At 71.8% G+C, this 22,309-nt stretch carries 21 protein-coding genes and 1 tRNA gene; 16 read left to right on the top strand and 6 right to left on the bottom strand.

All coding sequences use genetic code 11. The features are described 5' to 3' along the window. Positions 1-180: 180 nt before the first annotated feature. A complete protein-coding gene (gene speB / locus RM609_RS15155; RefSeq protein WP_311611231.1) occupies positions 181-1,152 on the bottom strand; it encodes an agmatinase in 972 nt (323 codons plus the stop codon). A gap of 185 nt (positions 1,153-1,337) precedes the next feature. Here speB and RM609_RS15160 point away from each other — a divergent pair, with 185 nt between their 5' ends. Beyond that, positions 1,338-2,123, top strand: coding sequence for a phosphatase (locus RM609_RS15160; RefSeq protein ID WP_311611232.1), 786 nt, complete (start codon positions 1,338-1,340; stop codon positions 2,121-2,123). Here RM609_RS15160 and RM609_RS15165 read toward each other — a convergent pair. The 4 genes from RM609_RS15165 to RM609_RS15180 all read right to left on the bottom strand — a co-directional run bounded on the left by RM609_RS15165 (position 2,120) and on the right by RM609_RS15180 (position 5,347). Further along, the gene (locus RM609_RS15165) at positions 2,120-2,362 is read right to left on the bottom strand and encodes a hypothetical protein (RefSeq protein ID WP_311611233.1); all 243 of its coding nucleotides are present in this window, start codon (positions 2,360-2,362) and stop codon (positions 2,120-2,122) included. The two genes, RM609_RS15160 and RM609_RS15165, sit on opposite strands and share 4 nt — an antisense overlap. A gap of 75 nt (positions 2,363-2,437) precedes the next feature. After that, on the bottom strand, positions 2,438-3,364 hold the full coding sequence (gene tesB / locus RM609_RS15170) for an acyl-CoA thioesterase II (RefSeq protein ID WP_311611234.1): 927 nt from the start codon (positions 3,362-3,364) through the stop codon (positions 2,438-2,440). Between the two features lie 46 nt (positions 3,365-3,410). Beyond that, positions 3,411-4,568, bottom strand: a complete 1,158-nt coding sequence (locus RM609_RS15175; RefSeq protein ID WP_311611235.1) for an acyl-CoA dehydrogenase family protein — start codon at positions 4,566-4,568, stop codon at positions 3,411-3,413. A 170-nt stretch (positions 4,569-4,738) separates the two neighbouring features. Continuing rightward, complete coding sequence (locus RM609_RS15180; RefSeq protein ID WP_311611236.1) at positions 4,739-5,347, bottom strand: SACE_7040 family transcriptional regulator; 609 nt, start codon at positions 5,345-5,347, stop codon at positions 4,739-4,741. 101 nt (positions 5,348-5,448) lie between these two features. Here RM609_RS15180 and RM609_RS15185 point away from each other — a divergent pair, with 101 nt between their 5' ends. The 7 genes from RM609_RS15185 (at position 5,449) to glmS (ending at position 14,587) form a co-directional block, all read left to right on the top strand. Beyond that, entirely contained in the window at positions 5,449-7,080 is a 1,632-nt protein-coding gene (locus tag RM609_RS15185; RefSeq protein WP_311611237.1) for a carboxyl transferase domain-containing protein, read from the top strand. An 8-nt stretch (positions 7,081-7,088) separates the two neighbouring features. After that, positions 7,089-9,170, top strand: coding sequence for an acetyl/propionyl/methylcrotonyl-CoA carboxylase subunit alpha (locus tag RM609_RS15190; RefSeq protein ID WP_311611239.1), 2,082 nt, complete (start codon positions 7,089-7,091; stop codon positions 9,168-9,170). Beyond that, complete coding sequence (locus tag RM609_RS15195) at positions 9,167-10,105, top strand: hydroxymethylglutaryl-CoA lyase (RefSeq protein WP_311611240.1); 939 nt, start codon at positions 9,167-9,169, stop codon at positions 10,103-10,105. Before RM609_RS15190 ends, RM609_RS15195 begins: the two co-directional genes overlap by 4 nt. Before the next feature lie 9 nt (positions 10,106-10,114). Continuing rightward, positions 10,115-11,278, top strand: coding sequence for an acyl-CoA dehydrogenase family protein (locus RM609_RS15200; protein ID WP_311611443.1), 1,164 nt, complete (start codon positions 10,115-10,117; stop codon positions 11,276-11,278). Positions 11,279-11,341: 63 nt separating this feature from the next. Then, entirely contained in the window at positions 11,342-12,280 is a 939-nt protein-coding gene (locus RM609_RS15205; protein ID WP_311611241.1) for a DUF4429 domain-containing protein, read from the top strand. Between the two features lie 87 nt (positions 12,281-12,367). Further along, on the top strand, positions 12,368-12,643 hold the full coding sequence (locus RM609_RS15210; protein WP_311611242.1) for a hypothetical protein: 276 nt from the start codon (positions 12,368-12,370) through the stop codon (positions 12,641-12,643). 123 nt (positions 12,644-12,766) lie between these two features. Continuing rightward, positions 12,767-14,587: a glutamine--fructose-6-phosphate transaminase (isomerizing) gene (glmS, locus tag RM609_RS15215; protein ID WP_311611244.1), complete on the top strand. Its 1,821-nt coding sequence runs from the start codon at positions 12,767-12,769 to the stop codon at positions 14,585-14,587. 463 nt (positions 14,588-15,050) lie between these two features. Here glmS and RM609_RS15220 read toward each other — a convergent pair whose 3' ends face one another. Further along, a complete protein-coding gene (locus tag RM609_RS15220) occupies positions 15,051-15,572 on the bottom strand; it encodes a universal stress protein (protein ID WP_126918008.1) in 522 nt (173 codons plus the stop codon). Between the two features lie 334 nt (positions 15,573-15,906). Between RM609_RS15220 and RM609_RS15225 the strand changes: the two genes are divergently transcribed. The 8 genes from RM609_RS15225 to RM609_RS15260 all read left to right on the top strand — a co-directional run bounded on the left by RM609_RS15225 (position 15,907) and on the right by RM609_RS15260 (position 22,297). Continuing rightward, positions 15,907-16,239 carry a hypothetical protein gene (locus RM609_RS15225; protein WP_311611246.1) on the top strand — a complete coding sequence of 111 codons (333 nt, stop codon included), beginning with the start codon at positions 15,907-15,909 and terminating at the stop codon, positions 16,237-16,239. Between the two features lie 368 nt (positions 16,240-16,607). Then, positions 16,608-17,945, top strand: coding sequence for a helix-turn-helix domain-containing protein (locus RM609_RS15230; protein ID WP_311611247.1), 1,338 nt, complete (start codon positions 16,608-16,610; stop codon positions 17,943-17,945). A gap of 5 nt (positions 17,946-17,950) precedes the next feature. Next, positions 17,951-18,556, top strand: coding sequence for an oligoribonuclease (orn, locus tag RM609_RS15235; protein WP_311611249.1), 606 nt, complete (start codon positions 17,951-17,953; stop codon positions 18,554-18,556). Positions 18,557-18,681: 125 nt separating this feature from the next. Then, a tRNA-His gene (locus RM609_RS15240) sits at positions 18,682-18,754 on the top strand. Between the two features lie 146 nt (positions 18,755-18,900). Further along, positions 18,901-19,110 carry a cold-shock protein gene (locus RM609_RS15245; protein WP_311611251.1) on the top strand — a complete coding sequence of 70 codons (210 nt, stop codon included), beginning with the start codon at positions 18,901-18,903 and terminating at the stop codon, positions 19,108-19,110. Further along, positions 19,107-20,432 carry an ABC transporter substrate-binding protein gene (locus tag RM609_RS15250; protein ID WP_311611253.1) on the top strand — a complete coding sequence of 442 codons (1,326 nt, stop codon included), beginning with the start codon at positions 19,107-19,109 and terminating at the stop codon, positions 20,430-20,432. Before RM609_RS15245 ends, RM609_RS15250 begins: the two co-directional genes overlap by 4 nt. Further along, the gene (locus tag RM609_RS15255) at positions 20,429-21,406 is read left to right on the top strand and encodes a carbohydrate ABC transporter permease (RefSeq protein WP_311611255.1); all 978 of its coding nucleotides are present in this window, start codon (positions 20,429-20,431) and stop codon (positions 21,404-21,406) included. The genes RM609_RS15250 and RM609_RS15255 overlap by 4 nt, the downstream gene beginning before the upstream one ends. Before the next feature lie 9 nt (positions 21,407-21,415). Next, positions 21,416-22,297, top strand: a complete 882-nt coding sequence (locus RM609_RS15260) for a carbohydrate ABC transporter permease (RefSeq protein WP_311611257.1) — start codon at positions 21,416-21,418, stop codon at positions 22,295-22,297. The last annotated feature ends 12 nt before the right edge of the window (positions 22,298-22,309 follow it).

The following is a 22,309-nucleotide window of genomic DNA, read 5'->3' on the forward strand; positions in this document are numbered from 1 at the left end:
CGGCCTTCGACGGTTTCGGGGGAGGTGAACGATCACTTCACCCAACCGTCCGGGTACGCACCGTGGCCGCGCCCTTACGCGCCTTTGTCGCGGCCGTGGCCGGGACTTACGCGGTCTTTACGCTCGAACGCCGGGCGGGCCGACACAGTCGGCCCGCCCGGCGTTCGAGGACGGAGCGGATCAGCCGCGGGAGGCGGCGATCTGCCGCGACATGATCGTCGTCAGCTCGTACGCCGCGTGCGACGCCGCGACCGAGGTGATCTCGGCGTGGTCGTACGCCGGGGCGACCTCCACCAGGTCGGCGGAGACCAGGTTGCAGGAGGACAGCCCGCGGATGATCTCCAGCAGCTCGCGGGAGGTCAGGCCGCCCGCCTCCGGCGTGCCGGTGCCGGGCGCGTGGGCCGGGTCCAGGACGTCGATGTCGATGGAGATGTACAGCGGGCGGTCGCCGACGCGCTGGCGCAGCTGGTCGGCGATCTCGTCGACGCCGCGGCGCATGACGTCCGCCGAGGTGACGATGCCGAAGCCCATCTTCTCGTCGTCGGTGAGGTCCTTCTTGCCGTACAGCGGGCCGCGCGTGCCGACGTGGGAGAGCGCGGAGGTGTCGAGGATGCCCTCCTCGACGGCCCGGCGGAACGGCGTGCCGTGGGTGTACTCGGCGCCGAAGTAGGTGTCCCAGGTGTCCAGGTGGGCGTCGAAGTGCAGCAGGGCGACGGGGCCGTGCTTCTTGGCCACCGAGCGCAGCAGCGGCAGCGCGATGGTGTGGTCGCCGCCGAGGGTCATCATGCGGGCGCCGGTGCCCAGGAGGTCGTCGGCCGCGGCCTCGATGGTCTCGACGGCCTCGTCGATGTTGAACGGGTTCGCGGCGATGTCACCGGCGTCCGCGACCTGCGCGAGGGCGAAGGGCGAGGCGTCCTGGGCCGGGTTGTACGGGCGCAGCAGGCGCGAGGCCTCGCGGATGGCGTTGCCGCCGAAGCGGGCGCCCGGACGGTAGGAGACGCCGGTGTCGAAGGGCACGCCGACGACGGCGACGTCGGCGGTGCCGACCTCGTCCAGGCGGGGCAGCCGGGCGAAGGTGGCGGGACCGGCGTAACGCGGGATGCGGGAGGAATCGACGGGTCCGCGCGGCTCACGGGGGGCGGGGGTGCTCATGCTGGGGGCCTCTCGGATCACGGACGGAGCGCCGACGGGTCACGGTCGCGTCAACGTCGGAGCGGACGGTCTGGACGTACCCGAGGGTAGGCAGGGAGGCGGATTCCGCACATGTACGGAACTGAAGGTCCGGCCTCTCCATATGGACACGGCGTCCATCGCGCTTCCCGGGGGAGAATGAGCCCATGCCGATACCACCCAGCCCCGCCGAACTGATCGATCACCTCGTCCGTACGCGTATCGCGGGGAATGTCGCCACCCCCCGCGAGAACAACCTCGATCACTACCGCAAGCTCGCCCAGGGCGACCGGCACTACTGGTTCGGGCTGGAGTTCGGCGACCGCTGGACGGACGAGCAGGACGTGCTGGCGGTCATGGCGGAGCGCTGCGGCGTCAACGACGACCTCGAGCACCGGATGGGCCAGGACACGATCGACCCCCGGCTGACCGTGGCCGCGCTGGAGCGGATGGCCGCGTTCCTGCGGAAGGCGGCGGAGGGCCGGCAGCGGGTGCTGTTCGCCACCGGGCACCCGGGCGGACTGCTGGACGTGCACCGCGCGACGGCGGCCGCGCTGCGGGCGGCGGGCGGCGAGATCGTCGCCATCCCCAGCGGGCTGCGCGCCGACGAGGGCTCGGTGTACCAGGTCGCCGACGTGGCCGTCTTCGAACGCGGGGCGACGCTCTGGCACACCCACTCCCCCGCGCCCATGGCCGCGATCCTCGACGGGCTGCGGCAGGCGGGCCGCCCGCTGCCCGACCTGGTCGTCGCCGACCACGGCTGGGCGGGCTGCGCGGCTCAGCAGGGGATCGACGCCGTGGGCTTCGCGGACTGCAACGACCCGGCGCTCTTCCTCGCCGAGGCGGAGGGCACGCTCCAGGTGGCGGTGCCGCTGGACGACCACGTCGCCGACCCGCGCTTCTACGAGCCGATGACGGCGTATCTGCTGGCGACGGCGGGGCTGGCGGGCTAGGCCCGGGCCCGGGGCCCGCCGTTCCAGCCGCGGACGACCAGCCAGGAGCCGCCGTAGAGCGCGGCGGCTTCACCGGCCCGCATGGCGAGCACCGCCGCCCACCGGTACGAGCCTTCGAAGTCGACGATGCGGCTGTGCCAGACGAACACCCAGGCCACGCCGAGGCCGATGACGGTGACGCCTACGGCCATCAGGAGTGCCCGTACGACATTGGGTACGGGCGTGTTCGTGCGCGGCATGGGGTCCCCTCCCGGTGGATCGCCTTCGATCAGCCTCATGAGGGTAAAGGGCGGGTCATCTCCGGGGTACCCGGATCAGCCCCTCCTGGCGCGAGGAACGCGAATCAGCCCCTCCTGGATCACCGACACCGCCAGCCGCCCGTCCTGGGTGAAGATCCGTCCTCTCGCCAGGCCCCGGCCGCTCTGGGAGGTGGGGCTCTCCTGGTCGTAGAGCAGCCATTCGTCGGCGCGGAAGGGGCGGTGGAACCACATGGCGTGGTCCAGGCTCGCGCCGACGACGTCCCCGACGGCCCAGCCGCCGCGCCCGTGGGCGAGCAGCACGGAGTCCAGGAGCGTCATGTCGGAGACGTATGTGGCCAGGCAGATGTGCAGCAGCGGGTCGTCCGCCAGTTTGCCGTTCGTCCGGAACCAAACCTGCGACTTGGGTTCGCGCGGCTCGCCCACGCGGGCGAACGTCGGCTCCTCCGCGTAGCGCAGGTCGACCGCGCCGCGCGCCTCCAGGATGCGCTCGACGACGTCCTGGCCGCCCAGGTGAGGGGCGTACCGCGACAGCATCTCGGCGGCCGTGGGCAGGGCCGAGGGGTCCGGCGCCGGAGGCATCGGCTCCTGGTGCTCCAGCCCCTCCTCGTACGTCTGGAAGGACGCGGAGAGGTGGAAGATCGGCTGCCCGTGCTGGACGGCGACGACGCGGCGGGTGGTGAAGGAGTAGCCGTCGCGGATGCGGTCGACGGTGTAGACGATGGGCACCGCCGGATCGCCGGGGCGCAGGAAGTAGGAGTGCAGGGAGTGCGCGTGCCGGTCGGCCGGGACCGTGCGCCCCGCGGCGACCAGTGCCTGGGCGGCGACCTGGCCGCCGAAGACGCGCGGCACGAGGACGGGCTGTGAGGTGGTGCCGCGGAAGATGTCCTCCTCGATCCGCTCCAGGTCGAGCAGGCCGAGGAGTTCGTCGAGGGGAGTGGGGGGTTCGGGGGTGGGCGGTTCGGAGGTGAGGGGTTCGTTCATGGTGCCGGTGGTCCTTAAGGAAAGTGTCCTGCCGTCGCGGCGGGCCCTACAGGCCCATCGACTTGGCGATGATCGAGCGCATGACCTCGCTCGTGCCGCCGTAGATGCGGGTGACGCGGGTGTCCGCGTAGAGGCGGGCGATGGGGTACTCCATCATGTAGCCGTAACCGCCGTGGAGCTGGAGGCACTTGTCGACGACGACGGCCGCCCGCTCGGTGGTGAAGAGCTTGGCGGAGGCGGCGTCGGCGGCGGTGAGCTCGCCCGCGTCGTGCGCCTCCAGGGCACGGTCGACGACCGCCTGCATCGCGTCCACCTCGGAACGGCAGTCGGCCAGGACGAACTTGGTGTTCTGGAACGAGGCCACCGACCGCCCGAAGACCGTGCGGTCGCGGACGTACTCCGTGGCGAACCCGACGGCGGCGGCCGCCTGGGCGTACGCGCCGACGGCGATGCCGAGCCGCTCCTGCGGGAGGTTGTGGGTGAGATAGCCGAAGGCCTTCCCCTCCTCGCCGAGCAGGTCCGTAACCGGCACCTTGACGTCGGTGAAGGAGAGTTCGGCGGTGTCGGAGGCCTTCAGGCCGAGCTTCTCCAGCGTGCGGCCGACCGCGTAGCCCTCCGAGGAGGTGTCCACGACGAGGATGGAGATGCCGCCGCGCCGGTCCTCGGCGGTGGCGGGGGCGGTACGGGCGCAGACGAGCACCCGGTCGGCCTGAACGCCGCCGGTGATGAAGGTCTTCGCGCCGTTGAGGACGTAGTGGGTGCCGTCCTCGGAGAGCCGGGCGGTGGTCCGCATACCGGCCAGGTCGGAGCCGGTGCCGGGCTCGGTCATGGCGATGGCGGTCATCAGCTCGCCGGAGACGAAGCCGGGCAGCCAGCGGCGCTTCTGCTCCTCGGTGCCGTATTCGAGGAGGTAGGGGAGGCAGAGGGCGGTGTGCGCGCCGGCGGCGCCGAAGCCGACGCCCGCACGCGCGCACTCCTCGGTGACGACGGCCTGGAACTTGAACGAGCGCTGTCCCGCGCCGCCGTACTCCTCGGGGACCTCGATGCCGAAGACGCCGAGCTCGCCGAGCCTCTTGTAGAACTCACGGGGAACGGCCCCCGCCGCGCGCCACTCGTCGAAGTACGGCACCACCTCGGCGGCGATGACGTCGCGGATCGTCCGCCGGAAAGCCTCGTGGTCCTCGGTGAAGACAGTGCGTCGCACAGCGGCCTCCCCGCTCGGCTGTGTCAGCGCTCGCTCGCGTCGGCGCTCGCTGCATCAGCGCTGCTGTATAAGCGCTTGCTCAGCGGAAGCTACCCGCCGGTCACCGGGGCTGTCCAGATCCGTTCGGCGTGATCTCGCCGGCCCGCGCCGGGTCCCGTCGGCCCGGCCCGTCAGCCCGCCAGGGAGCCGAGCGCGCCCAGCGTCAGGCGGCGCAGCAGCGCGGCCGTGGCCGTCCGGGCGGGGCGAGCGCCCGTGGGGCCGAGGTGGGGGGTGGAGTTCAGCAGACCGAAGACGGCGTGGACGGCGGCCCGGACCTCCACTTCGAGGGTGCCGGGGCACAGCTTGCGGACGACGTCGACCCACAGCTCCACGTACTGGCGCTGGAGCGAGCGCACCAGCTTGCGGTCGCTGTCGCGGAGCTGGCCGAGCTCCCGGTCGTGGAGGATGATCAGCGCCCGGTCGTCCAGGGCGAAGTCGATGTGCCCGTCGATGAGCGAGTCCAGCACCTCGGCCGGGGCCGCGCCCGCCTCCGCCGCCTCGGCGACGCGCTGCCGGCCGCCCGTGAGGAGCCGCCCGCTGATGCCCACCAGCAGCTCGGCGAGCATCGCGTCCTTGCCGGCGAAGTGGCGGTAGAGCCCGGGGCCGCTGATGCCGACCGCCGCCCCTATCTCGTCCACGCCCACGCCGTGGAAGCCGCGCTCGGCGAAGAGCCGCGCGGCCTCCCGCAGGATCTGCTCCCGGCGGGAGAGGGCGGCCGGGGCCGTTCGGGCGGTGCTCACAGCGTCTTCCACAAAGGTAATTGTAGACAGCGGGCGTTAGTGGTCGTTAACCTGAAGGCACTGTGTTAACGCTCATTAACCGAGCAAGGGAGCTCGAGTCCATGCAGCAGGCACCGGTGCTGGGGAGCGCCGCGGATCCGGCGTCCGAGGCCTGGCGGGCCAACGAGGCCGCCCATCGCGAGCTGACGGCGGAGCTGCGCGGCAGGCTCGCCACCGCCCGGCTGGGCGGCGGCGAGAAGGCCCGCGCGCGGCACACCGCGCGCGGGAAGCTGCTGCCGCGCGATCGCGTCGACGCCCTGCTCGATCCCGGCTCGCCCTTCCTGGAGATCGCCCCGCTGGCCGCCGAGGGGATGTACGGCGGGTCCGCCCCGGCCGCGGGCGTGATCGCGGGCATCGGCCGGGTCTCCGGCCGCGAGACGGTGATCGTCGCCAATGACGCCACGGTCAAGGGCGGCACGTACTACCCGATGACCGTCAAGAAGCATCTGCGCGCCCAGGAGATCGCCCTGGAGAACAGGCTCCCGTGCCTGTATCTGGTCGACTCCGGCGGCGCCTTCCTGCCCATGCAGGACGAGGTCTTCCCCGACCGCGACCACTTCGGCCGGATCTTCTACAACCAGGCCCGGATGTCCGGCGCCGGCATCCCGCAGATCGCGGCGGTCCTCGGCTCCTGCACGGCCGGCGGCGCCTACGTCCCGGCGATGAGCGACGAGGCCGTGATCGTGCGCGGCCAGGGCACGATCTTCCTGGGCGGCCCGCCGCTGGTGAAGGCCGCGACGGGCGAGGTCGTCACCGCCGAGGAGCTGGGCGGCGGCGAGGTCCACTCGAAGGTCTCGGGCGTCACCGACCACCTCGCCGAGAACGACGAGCACGCCCTGCGCATCGTGCGGACCATCGTCTCCACCCTCCCCGAGCGCGGCTCGCTGCCTTGGTCGGTGGAGCCGGCCGAGGAGCCCAAGGCCGACCCGGCGGGGCTCTACGGCGCGGTCCCGGTGGACTCCCGCACCCCGTACGACGTGCGCGAGGTCATCGCCCGGATCGTCGACGGCTCGCGGTTCGCCGAGTTCAAGGCGGAGTTCGGGCAGACGCTGGTGACCGGCTTCGCCCGGATCCACGGCCACCCGGTGGGCATCGTCGCCAACAACGGCATCCTCTTCTCCGAATCCGCCCAGAAGGGCGCCCACTTCATCGAGCTGTGCGACCAGCGCGGCATCCCGCTGCTCTTCCTCCAGAACATCTCCGGCTTCATGGTCGGCCGGCAGTACGAGGCGGGCGGCATCGCCAAGCACGGCGCCAAGATGGTCACGGCCGTCGCCTGCACCCGCGTCCCCAAGCTGACGGTCGTCATCGGCGGCTCGTACGGCGCGGGCAACTACTCCATGTGCGGCCGGGCCTACTCCCCCCGCTTCCTGTGGATGTGGCCCAACGCGAAGATCTCGGTGATGGGCGGCGAGCAGGCGGCCTCCGTCCTCGCCACCGTCAAGCGCGACCAGCTGGAGGCGCGCGGCGAGGAGTGGGGCGCGGAGGACGAGGAGTCCTTCCGGGCGCCGATCCGCGAGCAGTACGAGACCCAGGGCAACGCCTACTACGCGACCGCCCGGCTGTGGGACGACGGAGTCATCGACCCCCTGGAGACCCGGCAGGTGCTGGGCCTGGCCCTGACCGCCTGTGCCAACGCCCCGCTTCCCGCCAGGGACGGCGCGGCGCCCGGCTACGGCGTCTTCCGGATGTGAGGCGGAGCATGTTCGAGACAGTCCTTGTCGCCAACCGGGGCGAGATCGCCGTACGCGTCATCCGTACGCTGCGCGCGCTCGGCATCCGGTCCGTCGCCGTGTTCAGCGACGCGGACGCCGACGCCCGGCACGTCCGCGAGGCCGACACCGCCGTACGCATCGGCCCCGCGGCCGCCACGGAGAGCTATCTGTCCGTGGAGCGCCTGCTGGACGCCGCCGCCCGCACCGGCGCGCAGGCCGTCCACCCCGGCTACGGCTTCCTCGCGGAGAACGCCGCCTTCGCCCGCGCCTGTACGGACGCGGGGCTCGTCTTCATCGGCCCGCCCGCCGGGGCGATCGAGCTGATGGGCGACAAGATCCGGGCGAAGGAGACGGTCCAGGCGGCGGGCGTGCCCGTCGTGCCGGGCTCGTCGGGCAGCGGCCTGACCGACGCCGAACTGGCCGACGCGGCGCACGCGATCGGGATGCCGGTCCTGCTGAAGCCCTCCGCGGGCGGCGGCGGCAAGGGCATGCGGCTGGTGCGCGACGCGGCGCTGCTCGGCGAGGAGATCGCCGCCGCGCGGCGCGAGGCACGCGGGTCCTTCGGCGATGACACCCTGCTCGTCGAGCGCTGGATCGACCGCCCCCGGCACATCGAGATCCAGGTGCTGGCCGACGGCCACGGCGGCGTCGTCCACCTGGGCGAGCGCGAGTGCTCGCTCCAGCGACGCCACCAGAAGATCATCGAGGAGGCCCCCAGCGTCCTGCTGGACGAGGCCACGCGCGCCGCGATGGGCGAGGCCGCCGTGCAGGCGGCGCGCTCCTGCGGCTACACGGGCGCCGGGACGGTGGAGTTCATCGTCCCGGGCGGCGACCCGTCCGCGTACTACTTCATGGAGATGAACACCCGTCTCCAGGTCGAGCACCCGGTCACGGAGCTGATCACCGGGCTGGACCTGGTCGAGTGGCAGATCCGGGTCGCGGCCGGCGAGCGGCTGGGCTTCGCCCAGGAGGACGTGACGCTCACGGGCCACGCGGTGGAGGCGCGCCTCTGCGCCGAGACCGCCCGGGTGAGCGGCGACCGCGTCGACTTCCTGCCCTCGGCGGGCACGGTCCTGGCCCTGCGCGAACCGGCGGGCGAGGGGATCCGGGTGGACTCCGGGCTCGTGGCGGGCGCGGAGGTCGGCACGTCGTACGACCCCATGCTCGCGAAGATCGTCGCCCACGGCCCGGACCGGGCCACGGCCCTCCGCCGCCTACGGGCCGCCCTCGCGGAGACGGTCGTCCTGGGCGTGGACACGAACGTGGGCTTCCTGCGGCGACTGCTGGCCCACCCCTCCGTCGTCTCGGGCGACCTCGACACGGGGCTCGTCGACCGCGACGCGGCGACGCTCGTTCCGGCGGAGGTGCCGGAGGAGGTGTACGTGGCGGGTGGGTTGCTGCGCCGGCAGGGGCTGAGCGCGGGGCAGGCCCCCCGGCCCCCGGCCGAGTGGGTGGACCCGTTCTCGGTGCCGAGCGGCTGGCGCCTCGGCGGCGAAGCCGCCTGGACGGCCCACCACTTCCGCGCCCCGGGCCACGCCCCGGTCACGGTCCGCGTGCGCGGTGACGTCGACGGGGCGGAGTTCCTGCTGGCCCCGTCGGACGAGACCGCGCCCACCGTCCCCGGCAGCGCGAAGCTGCTGCCCTCCCGGGGGCCCGGGGAGCAAACCACCCTCCAGCTCGACGGCCTCACCCACCCCTTCGCCATCACCACCACCCCGCAGGGCATCTGGCTCGCCCGCCAAGGCGACACCTGGCATCTGCTGACGCACGACCCCGTCGATGTCGGTGGCGGCGGCGCCGGTGCCCACGCCGGCACCCTCACCGCCCCCATGCCCGGCACGGTCACCGTCGTCAAGGCCGCCGTAGGGGACGAGGTCGAGGCCGGGCAGAGCCTCCTCGTCGTGGAGGCGATGAAGATGGAGCACGTCATCGCCGCCCCCCACGCCGGCACCGTCACCGAGCTCGATGTGACGCCCGGCAGCACGGTGGCGATGGACCAGGTCCTGGCCGTCGTCACACCAGTCGTCTCACCCGACGTCACCCCCGCCGCGCCCCTGGAGGAGTCATGATCGGCGGACTGCCCATGGCCGTCCCGGACCCCGCCCTCCCCACCCGGGTGCGGATCCACGAGGTGGGCCCCCGCGACGGTCTCCAGAACGAGAAGACGATCGTCCCGACCGAGGTCAAGGCGGAGTTCATCCGCCGGCTGGCCGCCGCCGGCCTGGACACCGTCGAGGCGACGAGCTTCGTCCACCCCAAGTGGGTGCCCCAGCTGGCCGACGCCGAGGAGCTGCTGCCGCTGCTCGAGGGCGTCCCCGCCCGGCTCCCCGTGCTCGTGCCCAACCGGCGCGGGCTCGACCGCGCCCTCGCCCTCGGCGCCCGGGAGATCGCCGTCTTCGGCAGCGCCACCGAGTCCTTCGCCCGGGCCAATCTCAACCGCTCCGTCGACGAGTCACTGGAGATGTTCGCCCCCGTCGTGGCGACGGCCCGGGAGGCGGGGCTGCGGGTGCGCGGCTATCTCTCCATGTGCTTCGGCGACCCCTGGGAGGGCGCCGTCCCCCTGGAGCGGACCGTCCGGGTCAGCCGCCGCCTCCTCGACCTGGGCTGTGACGAGCTGAGCCTCGGCGACACCATCGGCGTCGCCACGCCCGGCCATGTCACGGCGCTGCTCACCGCGCTCAACGAGGCGGGGGTGCCGACCGACCGGCTCGCCGTGCACTTCCACGACACCTACGGGCAGGCGCTCGCCAACACCCTCGCCGCCCTGCGCCACGGCGTGACCACGGTCGACGCCTCCGCCGGCGGTCTCGGCGGCTGCCCGTACGCCAAGAGCGCCACCGGCAATCTCGCCACCGAAGACCTCGTCTGGATGCTCGACGGCCTCGGCATCGCCACCGGGGTCGATCTCGGCCGTCTCACCGCCACCAGCGTCTGGATGGCCGGCCACCTGGGCCGACCCAGCCCGTCCCGCACCGTCCGTGCCCTCTCCCACCAGGAGCCCTGAGCCATGTCCCTGGACCACCGCCTCTCCCCCGAGCACGAGGAACTCCGCCGCACCGTGGAGGAGTTCGCCCACGAGGTCGTCGCCCCGAAGATCGGCGACTTCTACGAGCGCCATGAGTTCCCGTACGAGATCGTGCGGGAGATGGGCCGCATGGGCCTGTTCGGGCTGCCGTTCCCCGAGGAGTACGGCGGCATGGGCGGGGACTATCTGGCCCTCGGGCTGGTCCTGGAGGAGCTCGCCCGGGTGGACTCCTCCGTGGCGATCACCCTGGAGGCCGGGGTCTCGCTGGGCGCGATGCCCATCTTCCGCTTCGGCACCGAGGAGCAGAAGCGCGAGTGGCTGCCGAAGCTCTGCTCCGGCGAGATGCTGGGCGCGTTCGGCCTGACGGAGCCCGACGGCGGTTCCGACGCCGGGGCCACCCGCACCACGGCCCGCCTCGACGAGACGACGAACGAATGGGTGATCAACGGCACCAAGTGCTTCATCACCAACTCCGGCACCGACATCACCGGCCTGGTCACCGTCACCGCCGTCACCGGCCACGCCGAGAACGGCAAGCCGCTGATCTCCTCGATCATCGTGCCGTCCGGCACCCCCGGCTTCACGGTCGCCGCCCCCTACTCCAAGGTCGGCTGGAACGCCTCGGACACCCGGGAGCTGTCCTTCTCCGACGTCCGGGTGCCGGCCGCCAATCTGCTGGGCGAACAGGGCCGCGGCTACGCCCAGTTCCTGCGGATACTGGACGAGGGCCGGATCGCGATCTCCGCGCTGGCCACCGGGCTCGCCCAGGGCTGTGTCGACGAGTCCGTCGTCTACGCCCGGACCCGGGAGGCCTTCGGCCGGCCGATCGGCGCCAACCAGGCCATCCAGTTCAAGATCGCCGACATGGAGATGCGGGCGCACACGGCCCGGATCGCCTGGCGCGACGCCGCCTCCCGGCTGGTGCACGGAGAGCCGTTCAAGAAGGAGGCGGCGCTGGCCAAGCTCTACTCCTCCGAGATCGCCGTCACCAACGCCCGTGAGGCCACCCAGATCCACGGCGGCTACGGCTTTATGAACGAGTACCCCGTGGCCCGGATGTGGCGGGACTCCAAGATCCTGGAGATCGGCGAGGGCACCAGCGAGGTGCAGCGGATGCTGATCGCCCGCGAGCTGGGCCTGCCCGGCGCCTGACGTCCCCCGATACGCCCCCACTCCCCGCCCCGCGCCCCCGGCCCTGCTGCGAGAATTCAGCCCATGGCAGAGATCCTCCAGAAGGACGGGACATGGACCTTCGACGGCGACACGATACGCATCGTGCCGGGCCGGGAGCGGGGAGTGCACCCGCTGCGCCAGACCCTGGGTGAGCTCGCCGTTCCGCTGAGCGCGGTGGCGGGCGTCGCCTTCGAGCCGGCCCGCCGGGGCGGACGGCTCCGGCTGCGGCTGCGCGACGGGTCCGACCCGCTGACCCAGGCCGCCCGCGGCCGGCTTCCGGAGGCGGCGGATCCGTATCAGCTCGCGGTCGAGCAGGACCGTACGGGCGTCGCGGAGTACTTCGTGGACGAGGTGCGCCACGCCCTGCTGCTGGAGCAGCTGCCGGACGGCCCCACCGGCCGCTATCTGATGCCGGGCCCGGCCGTACCACTGTCGGTGAGCGCGGGCGACGGCACCGCCTCCTTCGACGGCGAGAGCGTCCGCCTCGAATGGAACTGGGTCACCGCCGAGGGGAAGAAGTCCGCGGGGACGCGTGTCCTGCCCGTCTCCGACATCGCCTCGGTGGAGTGGCAGCCCTCCGCGGGCCTGGAGAACGGCTACCTCCGCTTCACCGTCCCCCAGGCGCCCACGAAAGCGCCGCCCAAGCACGACCCGCACGCCATCGAGCTCTACGGCTTCAAGAAGGACCCGCTGATGGCGCTGGTGGCCGCCGCCGTGACCGCCCGGCTGCCGCACCCCTCCGCCGCCGGAGCCGCGCGGTCCGCCGTCACCTCGCCGGGCGTCCCGGCCCCCGGCGCCCCGAAGGCCCTGGAGGGCACGCCCCCGGCCGGGCCCGCCGCCCCGGAGCAGGGCGACCCCGCCGCCGACGATCACGACACCCTGCTGCGCCGGCTGCGGGAGCTGGGTGAGCTGCGTCACGCCGGGATCCTCACGGACGAGGAGTTTGCCGCGGCGAAACAGGCCGTCCTGCGCCGTTTCTAACCCTTTCCCCCTCACATTCCCCCGCGCCCCTGCCCGATATCGGGCAGGATTCTTGCGAAAGGCTCGACTTCCCCTCACTATCGACGGGTGCTCGAACGCCGCATGTCCCATGACGACCTGGTCGACCACCTGGTGCGCAGCACGCCGCTACAGCGCGGCGAGGCCGCCCGGGTGGTGCTGGACGTGCTGGCGTACTTCGACGAGACGGCCGAGGAATTCGTGCGCCGCCGCCACCGCGAGCTTCAGTCCGGCGGACTGAACAACGCGGAGATCTTCGAGCGCATCGCGACGGAGCTGCCGCACCGCGCGGTGGCGCCACCCGAGCTCTCACTGCGGCAACTGCGCCGCATCGTCTACGGCTGAGCCGCCGGGACGTCGACGGGCCGGGGCCGGCTCCGCACCGCCGCCCCGTTCCGTCCTCGCAACCGCCACCGAGTGCCGCCGTAGTGCCGGGCACCACGAACGCTTTACCTGGGAGGGTCATCTATGTGTGGAATCGTCGGATACATCGGCAAGCGTGATGTCGCACCGCTGCTGCTGGAGGGTCTCCAGCGCCTGGAGTACCGCGGCTACGACTCCGCCGGCATCGCCCTGCACGCGACCGGCAAGACCGGCGGCCTGAAGTCCGCCAAGGCCAAGGGCCGCGTCCGCGAGCTGGAGTCCCGGCTGCCCAAGCGCTTCAACGGCACCACCGGCATCGCCCACACCCGCTGGGCCACCCACGGCGCGCCGAACGACGTCAACGCCCACCCCCACCTCGACGCCGAGGAGAAGGTGGCCGTCGTCCACAACGGCATCATCGACAACGCCTCCGACCTGCGCGCCAAGCTGACGGCCGAGGGCTTCGTCTTCGTCTCCGACACCGACACCGAGGTGCTCGCCCACCTCATCGCCCGCTCCGAGGCCGGCACGCTGGAGGAGAAGGTCCGCGAGGCCGTCAAGCACATCGAGGGCACCTACGGCATCGCCGTCCTCCACGCCGACTTCCCGGACCGCATCGTCGTCGCCCGCAACGGCTCCCCCGTGGTCCTGGGCATAGGCGAGAAGGAGATGTTCGTCTCCTCCGACGTCGCGGCCCTGGTCTCCCACACCCGCCAGGTCGTCACCCTCGACGACGGCGAGATGGCCACCCTGCGCGCCGACGACTACCGCACGTACACCACCGAGGGCTCCTCCACCTCCGCCCAGCCGACCACCGTCGAGTGGGAGGCCGAGTCCTACGACATGGGCGGCCACGACACGTACATGCACAAGGAGATCCACGAGCAGGCCGACGCCGTGGACCGCGCGCTGCGCGGCCGCATCGACGACCGCTTCTCCACCGTGCACCTCGGCGGCCTCAACCTGGACGCCCGTGACGCCCGCGCCGTGCGCCGGGTGAAGATCCTCGGCTGTGGCACCTCGTACCACGCCGGCCAGATCGGCGCCCAGATGATCGAGGAGCTCGCCCGCATCCCCGCGGACGCCGAGCCGGCCTCCGAGTTCCGCTACCGCAACCCGGTCGTCGACCCCGACACCCTCTACATCGCGGTGTCCCAGTCCGGTGAGACCTACGACGTGCTCGCCGCCGTCCAGGAGCTCAAGCGCAAGGGCGCCCGCGTCCTGGGCCTGGTGAACGTGGTCGGCTCGGCGATCGCCCGCGAGACCGACGGTGGCATCTACGTCCACGCCGGCCCCGAGGTCTGCGTCGTCTCCACCAAGTGCTTCACCAACATGGTGGTCTCCTTCGGCCTGCTCGCCCTCCACCTGGGCCGCACCCGCGACCTGTCCGTCGCCGACGGCAAGCGGATCATCGAGGGCCTGCGCAAGCTGCCCGGCCAGATCGAGGAGATCCTGGCGAACGAGGCGCAGATCGAGGAGCTGGCCAAGGAGTACGCCGAGGCCAAGTCGATGATGTTCATCGGCCGTGTGCGGGGCTACCCTGTGGCCCGTGAGGCCTCGCTGAAGCTCAAGGAGGTCTCGTACATCCACGCCGAGGCCTACCCGGCCTCCGAGCTGAAGCACGGCCCGCTGGCCCTGATCGAGCCCGCGATGCCGACCGTCGCGATCGTGCCGGACGACGAGCTGCTGGAGAAGAACCGCGCCGCGCTCGAGGAGATCAAGGCCCGCAGCGGCCGCATCCTCGCCGTCGCCCACCAGGAGCAGGAGAAGGCCGACCACACGATCGTGGTGCCGAAGAACGAGGACGAGCTGGACGCCATCCTCATGGGCATCCCGCTCCAGCTCTTCGCGTACTACACGGCGAAGGCCATGGGCCGCGACATCGACAAGCCGCGCAACCTGGCGAAGTCCGTCACCGTCGAGTAGTCCGCCCCCGGGCCCGCCCGGCCGACCGGCCGCGGGCCCCGCAAGCCCTCTCGGACCTGTCCGCACCTGTCCGCGACAGGTACGAGAGAACGGCCCTCCCCACGCGTGCCACCACGCGCGCGGGGAGGGCCGCCTCCTTATCTCGCCGGCGTCGCCCTCACACCGGCGGTGATGCCACCGGCCCCGGGAACCGTCACCTCCCGTCCGGCGGCACGCCCTGGGGGACGTGCTGCCGGAGTTGTACCCATCCGGGATGCTCCCGGCACCCCTACGCGCGAGTAGATTCCGGGGGAAGTCAAGGGATCGGCGGGGCCATTCCCCTACGGCGCACGGCAGTTGACGTTCCGCCAGTTCCTGTCGCACCCCTCGCACCAGCGGCATCGCACGGCCGCATGCGTCACCGGGGGAACGGCCGAGAACTCATGACGCCCCCGGGAAACCGCCGGCGGCCTTCGCCCGGCCCTTACGGGATGACGACCACCGGCCGCTGCGCCCGGCGCGCCAGCCGGCCCGCCACGGAACCGAAGATCCGGCCGACCAGGCCATGGGTGGAGCCCACCACGATGGCGTCGGCGGCGTATTCGCGCCCGACTTCTTCAAGTTCGTGGCAGATGTCCCCGCCGCGCTCCACCAGGATCCAGGGCACCTCGGAGAGATGGTCGGCGCAGGCCAGTTCCAGGCCCAGGACCTCCGTGCGGTGGTCGGGGACGTCCACGAAGACCGGCGGCTCACAGCCCGCCCAGACGGTCGTCGGCAGCCGGTTGGCCACATGGACGATGATCAGCCCCGAGCCCGAGCGCCGGGCCATACCGATTGCATACGCAAGCGCCCGCTCACTCGACATGGAACCGTCGAAGCCCACCACGACGCCGTGCCGGAACGCCGGATCGCAGGAATGACGTGTTTCTTCCGCCGCTTCGGGATTCGCCGCCTGATCGGCGATCCGCTTGCGGTCCGCGGGTTCGGAGAATTCGTGACCGGCCATCGGTGTCTCGGCGAAGGAAGCCTCTGGTCGAGGGGATCGGCGGTGGACTGGTTGGAGTTGTCGAGGGGCGCCCGCTGATGGATCTTGGACGGCCAAATCCGTCCGGGATTCATCTTTTCAAGTGCTTACCCCCCAGGGTACGGCGACAGTCGTTGCCTGCCCAGAGGCCGCCCGCCGGGCCGGCGGCCCGTGGGCGGTTCCCCGGAGCATGCACGAGCGCGGCGCGTAGCGCAATGGCCCGGGCTCACACCCCCTGCTACCCACTCCCCAGTGACCCACGCCCCCGGCCGGCCGTTGTTAGTACCGCCATCAGCCGCCAGCAGGGAGCCCTTCCGTGCCCGGAACCCATGATTTCGCCCGCGAGGAGAAGCCCGAGGGGCCGTCCCCCGATCCGGTGAGCGACGTGGTCCGCTGGGCGGCCTTCAGCTGTGCCCTGGTGCCGGTCGTCCTGCTGATGTGCGGTCAGTCCTTCGGCGGCGCGGCCGGCACGGCCGCCGGTCTGGTGGCACTCACCTGCGTCTGCCACGCGCTCCTGCGTCAGTCCGAGCGCACCGCCGCAAAGGTGTCCGCGGAACAGGCGTCTCCACACCGGGGCCGGCACGGCCGGACGGGCGCCGGAAGCCATCGCGGAGCCCGTCGGCAGGGGCCCGGTAGCCCCGTCGACTGACGCCCTCGCACGCCTGCACCCATATGTTTTCAGCCAACTTCGGTCCGAACTTCATACCTCGGCCGGAACCCCTCTCATCAGCCGGTCGACCAGCAAGGAAACAACCGCTGAGGGCGGTTGCCGACTGAGGAGTGTGGGCAGGGGCGAGAGGCGTACTTTTCACCGGAGCCTGCAAGTGCAACGCTTCGTGATCGAACGCTTCACGCCAAGTTGTCATGTCGATTTAGAGGCGGGTGGTGAACTGGTCACCGCGTCTCCAAGCGACGCAGTAGATTCGATCTTGGCCATGACCGGCGGGGGAACCGTTCAGGACCGAGGGGAAACGTGCAGGACCGAGAGGACTCGACCGCCGAGGGGGGCTTAGCGCCATGAGCCAGGACTCCACGACCGTACCGGAGACCGCGCGCAAGCTCTCCGGACGCCGCCGCCGGGAGATCGTCGCCGTACTGCTTTTCAGCGGCGGCCCCATCTTCGAAAGCTCCATCCCGCTCTCCGTGTTCGGCATCGACCGACAGGACGCGGGAGTCCCCCGCTACCGATTGCTGGTGTGCGCGGGCGAAGATGTGCCATTGCGAACGACCGGCGGCCTGGAATTGACCGCACCGTACGGCCTGGAGGCGCTCTCCAGGGCAGGCACCGTCGTCGTACCGGCCTGGCGGTCGATCACCCAGCCGCCGCCCGCCGCCGCGCTCGACGCGTTGCGCCGGGCCCATGAGGAGGGCGCCCGCATCGTCGGGCTGTGCACCGGTGCCTTTGTACTGGCCGCCGCGGGCCTGCTCGACGGCAGGCCCGCCACCACCCACTGGATGTACGCGCCCACGCTCGCGAAGCGCTATCCGTCGGTCCATGTGGACCCGCGGGAGCTCTTCGTGGACGACGGCGACGTACTGACGTCCGCGGGCACCGCGGCAGGCATCGACCTGTGCCTGCACATCGTCCGCACCGACCACGGCGCCGACGCCGCGGGGGCCCTGGCCCGCCGGCTCGTCGTACCGCCCCGCCGCGCCGGCGGGCAGGAGCGCTATCTCGACAGGTCTTTACCCGAGGAGATCGGCGCCGACCCGCTGGCCGAGGTCGTCGCCTGGGCGCTGGAGCACCTCCACGAGCAGTTCGACGTGGAGACCCTGGCCGCCCGCGCGTATATGAGCCGTCGCACCTTCGACCGGCGGTTCCGCTCGCTCACCGGGAGCGCCCCGCTTCAGTGGCTGATCACTCAGCGGGTGCTCCAGGCCCAGCGGCTCCTGGAGACCTCGGACTACTCCGTGGACGAGGTCGCCGGACGCTGCGGCTTCCGCTCGCCCGTGGCCCTGCGGGGCCATTTCCGCCGGCAGCTGGGGTCCTCCCCCGCCGCCTATCGGGCCGCCTACCGGGCACGCCGGCCGCAGGGCGGGCCGGTGGACCGGGTGGAACGGGGCGAACGACCGGAGCGCGCGGAGCGCGGCGACCGGTTCGACCGGCCGGATCCACTGGATCCCCGGCCGGGGGAGCCGTCGCTGATGGCGATGCGCCGTGCGGCGATGCCCGCCCACGCGATGACGGGCGCGCCTCTGGGCGCTCCCCCGCCACCGGGTGGACATAGCGGGCATATCTCTCACTCGCCAGGACATGGCGGTGGGCACGGGGTGGGGCCGGGGGATCCGGGGAAGCCGGATACGGACCTCTACGCTCCGCGCCTGCCCGGACAGCGGGAACGCCCCGTAGGGTGAGACGTATGAACGATCGCATGGTGTGGATCGACTGCGAGATGACCGGGCTCTCGCTGTCGTCCGACGCGCTCATCGAGGTGGCCGCGCTGGTCACCGACTCTGAGCTGAACATCCTCGGGGACGGCGTGGACATCGTCGTCCGCCCGCCCGCCGAGGCGCTCGCCACCATGCCCGAGGTCGTGCGCGAGATGCACACGGCCTCCGGGCTGCTCGCGGAGCTGGACGGCGGGACCACCCTCGAGGACGCCGAACGGCAGGTCCTGGAGTACGTCCGCAAGCATGTCCCGGAGCCGGGCAAGGCCCCGCTGTGCGGAAACTCGGTCGGCACCGACCGCGGTTTCCTGCTGCGGGACATGCCCGCGCTCGAAGGCCACCTCCACTACCGGATCGTGGATGTGTCCTCGGTGAAGGAGCTGGCCCGCCGCTGGTTCCCTCGCGCCTACTTCAGCAGCCCCAAGAAGAACGGCAACCACAGGGCGCTCTCGGACATCCGCGAGTCGATCGCCGAGCTCCGCTACTACCGCGAGGCGATCTTCGTCCCCCAGCCCGGTCCGGACTCCGACACGGCGAAGGCCATCGCGGCCAAGCACGTCCTGCCCGACGAGGCGTAAAGCCGCAGCCAGGCATAGTGACGCAGCTCGCTCCCGGCGAGGCGAAAGCTGGGAGCGAGCACCCCCAAAGACCCTGTAGACTTCTTCTCGGCCGGTGGGAAACACGGAAACAAACGCCGGACGTGGTGGGTATAGCTCAGCTGGTAGAGCACCTGGTTGTGGTCCAGGATGTCGCGGGTTCGAGTCCCGTTACTCACCCTGATCGGGAGGTCCCGGTCCGCGCAAGCGGACCGGGACCTTTTCGTTTTGTAGTCCTCAGGGGTGACACAGGGGGCGGTCGGGAGACGTCGGCCCTCTGTCCGGGCAAAGCTGATGTGCCGGTACCGGACGAAGGGTCATGACCGATGGCACAAGGCACAGTGAAGTGGTTCAACGCCGAAAAGGGATTCGGCTTCATCACCCAGGACGACGGAGGCCCGGACGTGTTCGTCCACTTCTCCGCCGTCCAGGGCACCGGGTTCAAGGAGCTGCACGAGAACGACAGGGTCGAGTACGACGTCACCCCGGGACAGAAGGGGCCGCAGGCGGAGAACGTCGTCGTCCTCCAGTCGTGACCGCCTGGTCGAACGGCCCCTACCGCCGACGGATCCTGCTGTTCGTCGTCGCCGCCGTCCTCGTCCTCGGAGTGAGCCTGCTCGACGGCTGTGCCCGCGACGGCGAGGACGGGGACGCCCGGAGTGCCCGGCGGACCACGATCACCATCGGCACCTTCGGTGTCTTCGGCTATAAACAGGCCGGCCTCTATGTGGAGTACGAACGGCTCCACCCGGGCGTCACGATCAAGGAAACCGTGATCGACCGGAACGAGGCCTACTACCCCCAGCTCCTCACCCACCTCGCGGCAGGCAGCGGCCTCGCCGACATCCAGGCCATGGAGGTCGCCAACGTCCATGAGCTCGCCACCGCGCGGGGCGACCTCTTCGAGGACCTGTCCCGCGCGAAGGGCGTCCACCGGGGCGACTGGCTCTCCTGGAAGTGGGCGCAGGCCACCACCCCCGACGGCCGGACCATCGGCCTCGGCACGGACATCGGGCCGATCGCCGTCTGCTACCGGAAGGATCTCTTCCGGAGCGCCGGGCTCCCCACGGACCGGGAGGCGGTCGGCCGGCTGTGGGCCGGGGACTGGCGGCGCTATCTGGAGGCCGGCCGGGCCTACCGCCGCCGGGCCCCGGCGGGCACGGTCTTCACCGACTCGGCGGCCGGGCTCTACAACGCCGCCGTGCACGGCTACCCCGAGCGCTACTACGACCGCGGGGGCCGCCCCCGCTACCGGAACGGCCCCGCCGTCCGGGCCTCCTGGGACCTGGCGACGCGGGCCGCCCGGGACGGGCTGACGGCCCGGCTCAAACAGTTCGAGAAGCCCTGGGACCAGGCGTACGCCAACGGCCGCTTCGCCACCGTCGCCTGCCCGCCCTGGATGCTCGGCTACATCAAGGAGAAGTCGGGCCCGGCGGGCCGGGGCCAGTGGGACGTGGCCGCCGCGCCCCGGCCGGCCAACTGGGGCGGCTCCTTCATCGGCGTCCCCAGAGCCGCCCGGCACCGGACCGCCGCGATCGACCTCGCGGTCTGGCTGACCGCCCCCGCCCAGCAGGCCAAGCTGTTCGAACGGCAGGCGGGCATCCCCTCCACCCCGGCCTCGTACGCCATGCCGGAGGTCAGGGACGCGCGCAATCCCTACTTCGGCGACGCGCCCATCGGGCGGATCTTCACGGAGGCGGCCCGGCACGTCCCGACGCTGTTCTTCGGGCCGCGCGAACAGCAGATCGGGCTCGCGTTCACCGAGGTCGGCATCCCCCAGGTCGAACAGCAGGGCAGATCGCCCCGGGACGGCTGGCGGGCCGCACAGCGGGAGATCGACAACGCGGTGGACGAATGACGGCCACGACCACGGTCGTCGAGGGCGCGGCCAGTGCCCCCGGGGACCGGCGGCGCGGCAGGGACGACCCACGCGGCCGCCTCCACCGCTGGGACCTCCGCTACAGCCCCTACGTCTTCGTCGCCCCGTTCTTCCTGTTCTTCGCCGCGTTCGGGCTCTTCCCCCTCCTCTACACCGGATGGACCTCGCTGCACCGCGTGGAGCTGACGTCCCCCGACCGCATGGAGTGGGCGGGCCTGACCAACTACGCCCGGCTGCTCGGCAACGACTTCTTCTGGAACGCGCTGCGCAACACCTTCACCATCGGTGTCCTGTCGACCGTGCCCCAGCTGCTGATGGCGCTGGGCCTGGCGCACCTCCTCCACTACCGGCTGCGCGCCGCCACCTTCTGGCGGGTCGCGCTGCTGACCCCGTACGCCACATCGGTCGCCGCCGCCACGCTCGTCTTCGTCCTGTTCTACGGGCGGGACTACGGGATGGTGAACTGGGCACTGGAGGCCGTGGGCATTGGGCCGGTCGACTGGCAGAACGGCACCTGGAGCTCGCGGTGCGCGGTCTCCTCGATCGTGATCTGGCGGTGGACGGGCTACAACGCGCTGATCTATCTGGCCGCCATGCAGGCCGTGCCCGACGAGCTCTACGAATCGGCGGCGCTCGACGGCGCCTCGCGCGCACGGCAGTTCCTCCACATCACCGTGCCGGCGCTGCGGCCGACGATCCTCTTCACGGTCGTCGTCTCCACCATCGGGGCGACCCAGCTCTTCGGCGAGCCCCTGCTGTTCGGCGGGGCGGGCGGCCAGAAGGGCGGCGCCTCGCACCAGTTCCAGACCCTGGGGCTCTATCTCTACGAACAGGGCTGGTTCAACTACCACCTGGGGCGCGCCTCGGCCGTCGCCTGGACGATGTTCCTGCTCCTGCTGCTGATCGCCGCCGTGAACGCGCTGCTCGCGCGGTGGCTGGGGAAGGACCGGTGAGGGGGCGACGTGACCACCGGCATCGGTACCGGCATCGGCGGACCGCGGGGCCCGGCGGCGCGGCTCGCCGGGCGGCAGCTGCGCGCGGGACCCGTCACCTACGCCGTCCTGGCGCTCTTCACCGCCGGCTCGCTCTTCCCGCTCGTGTGGACGGCGGTGGCCGCCTCCGGGGACAGCGCCCGGCTGGCGCACACCCCGCCGCCGCTGTGGTTCGGCGGCAGGCTGCTCACCAATCTCGGCACGGCGTGGACCGACGCCCGGATGGGACTCGCCCTCGCCAACACCTCGCTGGTCGCCGGGACGGTGGCGCTGGGCACGGTGCTCTTCTGCACGATCGCCGGCTTCGCCTTCGCCAAGCTGCGGTTCCGCTTCCGGCGGGCGCTGCTCCTGCTGACGGTCGGCACGATGATGGTGCCGCCGCAGCTGAGCGTCGTCCCCCTCTTCATGATCGTGGCGCGGCTGGGGTGGACCGACCAGCTGCGGGCCGTCGTCCTGCCGGCGCTGGTGAGCGCCTTCGGGGTGTTCTTCATGCGGCAGTACCTCGTCGAGGCGCTGCCCGACGAGCTGATCGAGGCGGCCCGTGTGGACGGGGCGAGCAGTGTGCGCGTGGTGTGGCACGTGGTCTTCCCCGTCGCCCGGCCCGCGATGGCCGTGCTGGGGCTGCTCTCCTTCGTCCAGGCGTGGAACGACTTCTTCTGGCCCGTCATCGCGCTGACGCAGGAGAACCCGACCGTGCAGGTGGCCCTCACCGGGCTCGGCCGCGGCTATGTCCCCGACCAGGCCGTGGTGATGGCCGGGGCGCTGCTGGGCACGCTGCCGCTGCTGCTGGCCTTCACGTTCTTCGGCCGGCAGATCGTCGGCGGCATCATGCGCGGCGCGCTCAAGGGCTGACTCCCCCACCGT

Source organism: Streptomyces hesseae, from assembly GCF_031845785.1.
Lineage (GTDB): Bacteria > Actinomycetota > Actinomycetes > Streptomycetales > Streptomycetaceae > Streptomyces > Streptomyces hesseae.